The 8,327-nt window shown below is 75.6% G+C and carries 7 protein-coding genes; 2 read left to right on the top strand and 5 right to left on the bottom strand.

Annotated elements, in window-relative coordinates; genetic code table 11:
* Nucleotides 1-133: 133 nt before the first annotated feature.
* Nucleotides 134-1,003, bottom strand: a complete 870-nt coding sequence (locus tag ABT247_RS29235; RefSeq protein WP_350748330.1) for a hypothetical protein — start codon at nt 1,001-1,003, stop codon at nt 134-136.
* An 8-nt stretch (nt 1,004-1,011) separates the two neighbouring features.
* Nucleotides 1,012-1,668, bottom strand: coding sequence for a papain-like cysteine protease family protein (locus tag ABT247_RS29230; RefSeq protein ID WP_350748327.1), 657 nt, complete (start codon nt 1,666-1,668; stop codon nt 1,012-1,014).
* Between the two features lie 255 nt (nt 1,669-1,923).
* Between ABT247_RS29230 and ABT247_RS29225 the strand changes: the two genes are divergently transcribed.
* Nucleotides 1,924-2,853 carry a hypothetical protein gene (locus ABT247_RS29225; RefSeq protein WP_350748332.1) on the top strand — a complete coding sequence of 310 codons (930 nt, stop codon included), beginning with the start codon at nt 1,924-1,926 and terminating at the stop codon, nt 2,851-2,853.
* Between the two features lie 121 nt (nt 2,854-2,974).
* On the opposite strand, the gene ABT247_RS29220 is transcribed toward ABT247_RS29225, so the two are convergent.
* Nucleotides 2,975-4,645, bottom strand: a complete 1,671-nt coding sequence (locus ABT247_RS29220) for an alpha/beta hydrolase (RefSeq protein WP_350748325.1) — start codon at nt 4,643-4,645, stop codon at nt 2,975-2,977.
* Nucleotides 4,646-4,728: 83 nt separating this feature from the next.
* On the opposite strand from ABT247_RS29220, the gene ABT247_RS29215 reads away from it, so the two are divergent.
* Nucleotides 4,729-5,127 carry a hypothetical protein gene (locus ABT247_RS29215; protein WP_350748322.1) on the top strand — a complete coding sequence of 133 codons (399 nt, stop codon included), beginning with the start codon at nt 4,729-4,731 and terminating at the stop codon, nt 5,125-5,127.
* Nucleotides 5,128-5,146: 19 nt separating this feature from the next.
* Here ABT247_RS29215 and ABT247_RS29210 read toward each other — a convergent pair whose 3' ends face one another.
* Nucleotides 5,147-6,010, bottom strand: coding sequence for a GNAT family N-acetyltransferase (locus tag ABT247_RS29210; RefSeq protein WP_350748319.1), 864 nt, complete (start codon nt 6,008-6,010; stop codon nt 5,147-5,149).
* 167 nt (nt 6,011-6,177) lie between these two features.
* Entirely contained in the window at nt 6,178-8,220 is a 2,043-nt protein-coding gene (locus tag ABT247_RS29205; protein WP_350748316.1) for a thioredoxin domain-containing protein, read from the bottom strand.
* Between the last annotated feature and the right edge of the window lie 107 nt (nt 8,221-8,327).

The raw sequence follows: 8,327 nt of genomic DNA, 5'->3' as shown, positions 1-8,327 counted from the left end.
TGCTGCCGTCCTTCGGGGGGCTGTGGCGGGCGCGCGGCGGCGTGGGGGGGGGCCCGCCGGCGGGGGGGGCCGCGGGGGGCGGGCCCCCCCCCGGCGGCGGCCCCGCGCGGCCCCCGCCCCCCCCCGCCCGCCGTCAGCGGGTGCCCCGCCGGCGCCGCAGGACGACGCCCGCGCCCGCCAGCGCGGTGACGCCCAGGGCCGCGGCCGCCGTCACGGCCGGCAGCTCGGAGCCGGTGCCCGCCGAGCCCCGGGCCGGCGCGGCGTCCACCTGGTAGCCGCCGCCCTCGCCCGCCCGGTCGTACGCCGACCCCGGCAGCTTGTCCCCGTACCGCTGGTGCACCAGCTGCTGGTACGCGGCCAGCGACACCCCGCCCGCGCCCACCGAGCGTCGCGCCTCCTCGTCCAGCGGCAGCACCCGGCCGTCGCGCAGCACGTACCAGGCGTTGATCTGCGGCTCCCGGAACGCGGTGCCGCCGCCGGCATCCGCCGCCTTCGCCGCGTAGTCGCTCTCGTCGCCGCCGGAGGCGATGTTGACCACCCGCCAGGTGTCGCCCTGCCGGACCGTCCAGACCGAGGCGGTCTGCCCGTCCGCCGCGACCACCTTGCTCGCCGTGAACGCGGCCTTCGCCACCGGCGCGCCCGGGGTGCCGGCCACGAAGCCGGCGTCCAGGGTGTAGACCGGCACGGTGTCCCCGGCCAGCCGTGGAGCCGAGGCGCTCGCCGCCTTCGCCTCCTCCGCGGCGCCGATGGTCAGTTGCTGGGTCGGCGGGACGCCCTTGCGGGCGAAGAAGTGGCCCACCTTGTCGAGCACCGACGGGTCCTGGACGGCGCCGCGGGCCCGGGCCAGGTCGGCGGCGGGTACCGGCACGGGGGCGCCGGCGGTGGTGCCGGCCGCGCTGCCGCTCGGGGCGTCGGCCTGCGCGGTCGGGGCGATCGCCAGCGCGAGGCCGGCGGCGAGCAGGGCGGTGACGGCGGCCCGACGGGCCTTGTTCGACTCGGTCATGATCGCCCTCACGCGCCGATCCGGTACAGGGAGTGGGTCCACGAGAACGTGTCGTTGTTCACGTAGTACCAGTAGTCCGCCCAGTTGTAGCGGTAGTTGGACGGCCACGGGTCGCCCCAGTAGACCCAGTTGCTGCCGGTGTCGTAGCCGTACACGACGTGCATGTGCCCGCCGCCGGAACTCCACTGGATGCGCGTCTCGATCGGCCGGTTCGCGTCCACCTCGGACTGCACCGTGCTGTAGCGCAGGTAGCCGGTGACGTACGAGCCCGGGTTGATGCCCACCCAGTCGAGGCCGTTCTGCACATCGGCCAGCGAGGCCTGGCTGTTGGGGCAGCTGGAGTTGGTCGCGCGGCCGAAGGCGGCGTTGCAGAACTGGTTCTGGCTGTAGTTGTAGCCGAACCAGGTGGCGATGGTGTTGCCGCTCGCCGCCCAGCACCAGTTGGTCTGCTGTTGCTGCTGCATGGTGATGTTGAGCTTCTTGTACGTGCCGGCCAGATCGGCCGTACTGCCGGGCGCGGCCGCCGGACGGACCTGGGCCGGGGCCCGGTCCGCCGTGGGGGCGGCGACCGCGGGGGTGGACGCTGCGGCGCTCAGCGCCGGGCCCAGCACGCCCAGGGCGAGCAGGGAGACCGCGCGACGCAGTCGTATCCGTGGAACTGGCATGGGGGAATGCCTCCTTGCACGAGCGTTGCGAACTGCTGTGGGGGGCGCGGTCCGGATCGCGCCCCGAGCATCGCGCCGTTGCCGGAGACAGGTCAACGGGCTTCGCAGCGGGCTGAGTTCAGGTGTGAACGGAACGGCCGGACTGTGAACGACAGCCGGGAAAGCACGGCGCCACCTGCCCGGACCGGTGACAAACCGGCGCACGGATGTGAATATTCACGGTCAAAACCCGGACCCGCCGTCCAGGAGGCCGTCATCCACCGGAGCGACCCCGCCGACCTCGCCGCCGCCCTGCGCACCGGCCCGTTCCACCTCGCCCTGCGCACCGCGATCACCGCCCGCGGCCTCGCCCTGCACCGCATCCGCCGCCACCTCGCCCTGCGCGGCGTCCACGTCGGGGTCACCAGCCTCAGCTACTGGCAGCAAGGACGCCGCCGACCGGAGCGCCCCGAGTCGCTGCGCGCCGTCGCCGCCCTGGAGGAAGTCCTCGACCTGCCCGAACACTCCCTGACCCGGCTGCTCGGCCCCCGCCGTGCCGCCGCCGTCGCCGTCGGACCACCCGTCCGCCCCTACCGCGACCTGATCTCACCGCCCACCGCCGTCGACGACCTGCTCGCCACCCTCGCCGGCCCGCGCGACACCGGCCTGCACACCATCACCCACATCGAACGGATCCGGGTCGGCCCCGACCGCCAACTCACCCGCCGCGACTCCCAACACGCCCTGCGCGCCCACCGCGACGGCATCGACCGCTACCTCGCCCTCTACCAGGGCGACCCCGGCAGCGACATCACCCGGGTCGGCGTCCGCGCCGAGGAGAACTGCCGCCCCGGCCGCATCCGCCGCGACCACACCCACCACCTGCTCGCCGCCGAACTCCTCCTCGACCGCCGCCTGCGCGCCGGCGACACCCACCTCCTCGGCTACGGCTTCGACGACGCCCCCTCCCCCGAACCCAGCTGCGAGTACGTCCGCGGCTTCAACTCCGGCGCCGGCCAGTACGTCCTCCAGATCACCTTCCACCCCGCCGCGCTGCCCGTCCGCTGCCACCGCATCGCCCTGCACTCCCCGGGCGAAGCCCCGTACGAGACGGAGGAACTGACCCTCGACGGGCACCGCTGCGTCCACCTGGTGGCGACGGCGGTGCGGCCGTGCATCCTGGGGATCCGGTGGGACTGGGAGTGACGGCGGGAGTGACGGGACGGGGTGCTCGGCGATCGAGTGCCGCCCGCGCACCGCGACCGGGACGCCCTCGGCGATTCCGCCTCGTTCCCGGTGGCCCGGCCACAACCTCGGCGACTCCGCCTCATCCCCGGTGGCCGCGCAGCTTGACGCCCCCGCTGCCGGTGACGACGGCCGCGATGTTGTCCAGCGACGGCCCACCGCGTCCGTTCAGGTACTTGGTGTGCGCGTCGACAGGATTGCCGCGGCTCCAGTCGTCGACGGTGAAGCGGTTCGCGCCGAAGCGCTTGCTGGACGGGTCCCGCCCGTACCAGCGCTCGTCCGGGTCGATGCCGAACTTCGACGGGGCGTGCGTCACGAGGTCGTTGTCGGCGGCGCCGACCCAGACGCGGCCGGGCGGCAGCCCGAGGTCCGCGGCCCTGCCCGCGCCGACGCCCGCACTGCCGATGAAGACGACGTCGTCCGGGGGCGTGTGGTGGGTGCCCGGGCGGGTGGACAGCTCGACGGCCCGGCCCACCAGGTAGGAGCCGTAGCTGTGTCCCACCGCGGTGATGTGCGGAGGCCGGTCGCCCTCGTGGCTCGCCCGTACGCCGCTCAGGAACCTCGCGTACGCCGGGGCGCCCGCCTTGCCCGCGCTCGTCGACGCGGCGCCGAGGTCCATCCCCGGCGCGTCGTAGCCGAGCCACACGACCGACGCGACGGAGCAGCCGGCCGGAACCCTGCCGCTCGCGGCGCGGTAGAGGTTCAGCGCGTTCTCCGCCTCGTTGGTCCCGTCGTTCGGTCCCGGTCCGAGGCCGGCCACGGTGGAGGTGATGCCCGGCACGTAGGCGGAGATGTGGGTGGCGGTGTCCGGGTTCCCGAAGGAGAGGATCGCCCGACCGCGGCCCTCGCTGCGGAGCCCGAGCAGGTGGATCGGCGGCTCCCCCTCGTGCCGGGCGAGGCGCGCCTCGATGGGCCCGTAGCGGGCGAGGACCGCCTTGTCGCCGGCGTCCAGCTCCTCCGGCTTCTTCTTCCTGACGCCCTCCAGCAGGGTCCGGAGGTACGCGCGGTTCGCCGTGTCCCGCACCTCCGCCGGGACGCCGTCGAGGTTGCCGAGCACCTCCGGGTGGTGGCTCAGGAACCAGTGCCGGCCCTGCGGTCCGAGGCTGCTCCACCAGGCGTTGACCTCCGCCGGGGTGGCGTCCTCGCCGGGCGCGTTCCGCCGCCACATCGGTTCGGGAGCACCACCGGACCGGTCCGGGTGCCCGTCGGCGGCAGCCGTCCTCTCGTCCAGGCCCGACCCGTCCTCGGCGCGCGTCGCGAACGTGTCGAGCGCGGCGGCCAGGCTGGTGTCGGCGTCGGCCGCGTCGACCAGCGCCCTGCCGATCCGCCGGCCGATCTCCTCGGCGGCCGCCCTCCGCCTGGCCTCCAGGTCGGCGGCCTGGAACGGGTTGTCCGACGGGAGCCATCTCACCGCGCCGGTGTCGCCGACCAGGAACCCCTCGGCCTGCGCGTCGCACAGCGCCTGGGCGAGTCGGCTCCGGGCCAGCGTCACGGCGTCGGCGCAGTCGCGGATCCCCTTGCCGATGAGGGCGAGTTCGGCCGCCGCGGCGCGGATCCTGCCGGTGACGCCGTCCAGCACCGGGCTCGCGGCGGCGGCCGCCGGGCCGCTCCATCCGGATCCGCGGATCCGGTCGGCGGTCCCGCTCCTCCAGTCCGTGGAGTGCTGTGACATCGCCTCGGCCAGCGCGTCGTAGGCGTCCGCTGCCGCGTAGAGGTTCGCCGGTTCGGCGTTCCCCAGGCTCGCGAGGTCCATCCCCAACTCCGTGCGCTCCGCGTCCGTTCCGTCACCCGCCGCTACCATAGCGCTCGCGGCTGACCCGGAGGCGAGGGGGACGAGTGGGGCAGGATCCCGGATTCACCGTCAGGCCCGGCGAGTTGACCGCCGCCGGGACCAACGCCGTGGCGGTCGCGGGGAAGGTCCCGGAGGAGACGGCGAAGCTGGCGGAGCCCAGCGGCAGGGCGGCCGGGGGCCTGCCGGGGTGGCGGAGCGCGGCGGCGCTGCAGAGGTGCGGCGCTGCGTGGAGGACGGTGCTGGACGGCCTCGCGGCCGACATGGAGTCCGCCGGCGGCAACCTCCTCACGTGCGCGCGGGCCTACCTGGACGCCGACCGCCTGCCGCCGCCGGCCGCGGCCGGCACCGCCGTCCTCGGCACGGGGGCGCCCGAGGCTTCCCGGGAGGCGGCGGCGTCCGGGCAGACCGGGCAGGCGGGGCAGGCGGCCGGGGCGCCCCTCTGACCGCGGCCGCGTGCCCCGCCTACCGCGGCGAGAAGTCCAGGACCACCGCGTCCTCCACCGGCCGGTACCCGATCTGCTGGTAGATGGAGTTGCTGGTCGGGTTGGACAGGTCCGTGTAGAGCAGCACCTCCTCCGCCCCCAGCCCGAGCACGTGCGCGCCGGCGGCGGACGTGACGGCGCTGGCGTAGCCGCGCCCGCGGTGTTCGACGGGCGTGTAGACGGGGCCGATGCGGGACATCCCGGCGATGACGGGGCTGGTTCCGGCCAGGGAGACGGGGTGTCCGCCGTCCTCCCAGAGGTGGAGGCCGCCGTGCGCGATCTTGCGGTCGACGGCCTGCGGCACGTCGGGGTGCCGGACGCGGGCCTCGGCCAGGAACCCGTGGTACCAGCGGATCGCCAACTCGCGGTCGGCCGGCCCGGCGAGCCGGTGGCGTCCGGCCGGGGGCCGCGGCGGCCCGGTCAACTCGGCCAGGCGGTAGAGCCGTTCATGGACCTGGACGGACTGCGTGGTCCCGGTGGCCGCCGTCCAGGCCGCACCGAAGGCGTGGGCCGCCTCGGCTCCGCCGCCGACCCCGGTCACCTCGGTGAAACCGCTGCCGGCGGCGGCCAGTCGCACCGCCAGGTCGGCGGCCGCGGCGGGCGGCATGGCGGAGAGCCTGGGCGGGAAGGGCGGCGTCTGGAGGAAGGCGCCCTCGACGGGGCCGCCCTCCTCGCCGCGCCACCACCCGAAGACCGGCGGGCGGTCCCCGAAGGCGTCGAGTCCCGCTTCGGCGAGCTGGTGGGCGATGGTGATCAGAACGGTGTTCTCGGCCGGGCGGGCGGCGAACAGGTCGGCGGTCCGCTCGCGGAAGTCACTGAGCGAGGTGCTGAGGGTCCACGTCATGCACCATGCTCACCCCGACCGACCGGCCCCCGCCAGCCATTTTCGGCCGCCCGGCCCTCCTCACCCGGCCTGCCGCGCCGTCCTGCTCCGGACCCTTCCTGCCCCGACCTTCCTGCTCCCCGCCCTTCCTGCCCCCCGTCCTCCTGCTCCCGCCCTTCCTGCCCCGCCTACTCCACCGCCACCCCGAGCCGCTCGCCGAGCGCCGCCGGGTCCGTGGTCGGCGCGTCGCAGGCGAAGTGCCGGCACACGTACGCGGCGGGCGCCCCGTCGACCAGCGGCCGGTCGGCCAGCAGCGGCACCTCGCTGTCGCCCGGCTCCCCGACCGCGACGACGGCCCCGGGCGCCGTCCCCAGCAGGGCGGCCCGCCGCAGCGCGGCGGTGGCCGGGTCCCCGGCGGGGCCGACGACGGCGACCTCGCGCGGCCCGTCCACCAGCGCCTCGGCGACGGCCAGACCCCAGCCGATGAACCGGGGGGCCCGCCCGGCCAGCGCGCCGACGATGCCGAGGGCGCGCTCGGCGGCCGTGCGGTGCCGGTCGGAGCCGGTGTACGCGGCGTACGTCAGCAGGGCTCCGGCGGCCGCCGTCCAGCCCGAGGGGGTGGCGTTGTCGGTCGGGTCCTGCGGTCGGCGGATGAGCTCCTCGGCGTCGTCGGCGGTGTCGTACAGCGCGCCGGAGGCCTCGTCGGTGAAGTGCTTGAGCACGGTGTCGAGCAGCCCTCCGGCCAGTTCCAGCCAGGAGGCCTCGCCGGTGACGGCGTACAGCGCGAGGAAGCCCTCGGCGGTGTCGGCGTAGTCCTCCAGGACGCCCGCGTTGCCGCCCGCCCGGCCGTCCCGGGACGTGCGTAGCAGCCGCCCGTCGGAGGTGAGGTGGACGGCGAGCAGCAGGTCGGCGGCGCGCTCGGCGGCGTCGACCAGGTCGGGCCGGTCCAGCAGGGCGCCGGTCTCGGCGAGCGCGGCGATGGCGAGGCCGTTCCAGGCGGCGACCACCTTGTCGTCCCGGGCGGGGGCGGGCCGGGCCGCACGCGCCTCGAACAGCCGGGCGCGGAGGCTCTCGTACTCGGCGAAGTCCTCTGGCTCGGCGAGGAGTTGGAGCACCGAGGTGCCGTGCTCGAAGGTGCCGTCGGCAGTGACGGTGAACAGCCGGGCGGCGGTGGCCGCGTCGGCCGGGCCGAGCAGGTCGACCAACTGGCCCGGCTCCCAAACGTAGTAGGCACCCTCGGCGGTGCCGCCGGTCTCCTCGTCCAGGCTGTCGGCGTCCAGTGCGGAGGCGAACGCCCCCTCGGGCGTGCGGAGTTCACGCAGCAGGAAGTCCGCGGTGGACAGCGCGACCCGCCGGGCGAGCCCGGAGCCGGTGGCCCGCCACAGGTGCAGGTAGACGCGCAGCAGCAGGGCGTTGTCGTAGAGCATCTTCTCGAAGTGCGGCACCACCCAGCCGGCGTCCACCGAGTACCGGGCGAAGCCGCCGCCGAGCTGGTCGTGGATGCCGCCGCGGGCCATCGCCTCGGCGGTGCGCGCGGCCATCTCCAGGGCCGCCTCGGAGCCGGTCCGGGCGTGGTGGCGCAGCAGGAACTCGATCACCATCGCCGGGGGGAACTTGGGCGCCCCGCCGAAGCCGCCGCGCTGCTGGTCGAACTCCCGGCTGAGGGCGACCAGGGCCTGGTGCAGGTCCGCCTCGCCGGGCGGGTGGTGGGCGCCGGCCGAGTAGACGGCGGCCCGATCGGCCAGGTCGGCCCGGATCCGTCCGGCGACCTCGCCGACCTCCTGCCGCCGGTCCCGCCAGGCGGCGTCCACGCCCTCCAGCACCTGGCGGAAGGACGGCATCCCGTGCCGGGGCTGGGGCGGGAAGTACGTCCCGAAGTAGAACGGCTCCTTCTCCGGCGTGAGGAACACCGTCATCGGCCAGCCGCCCTGCCCGGTCGCCGCCTGCACGGCCTCCATGTACACGGCGTCGACGTCGGGCCGCTCCTCCCGGTCCACCTTGACCGCGACGAACCGCTCGTTCAGGTATCCGGCGAGCCCGGCGTCCTCGAAGCTCTCGTGCGCCATCACGTGGCACCAGTGACAGGCGGCGTACCCGACGGACAGCAGCACCGGCACCCCGCGCCGGCGCGCCTCCTCGAACGCCTCGGGGCCCCACGGCCACCAGTCGACCGGGTTCTCGGCATGCTGCAGCAGGTACGGCGAGGTCGCGTCCGCGAGACGGTTCGGCATGCGCCCATCCTCCCGCATCCCGGGCGGGAGAGAGCCCACGGCGCGGCGGACCCGCGCGGCGGCGGCGCCTCCGGCGCGGGCCCGGCGGCCCAATGGGCCCGGTGGCC

The organism is Kitasatospora sp. NPDC001539 (assembly GCF_040298565.1).
GTDB lineage: Bacteria > Actinomycetota > Actinomycetes > Streptomycetales > Streptomycetaceae > Kitasatospora.
Note: the sequence above shows the minus strand (reverse complement) of the source record. Positions and strands in the feature narration are given on the sequence as shown.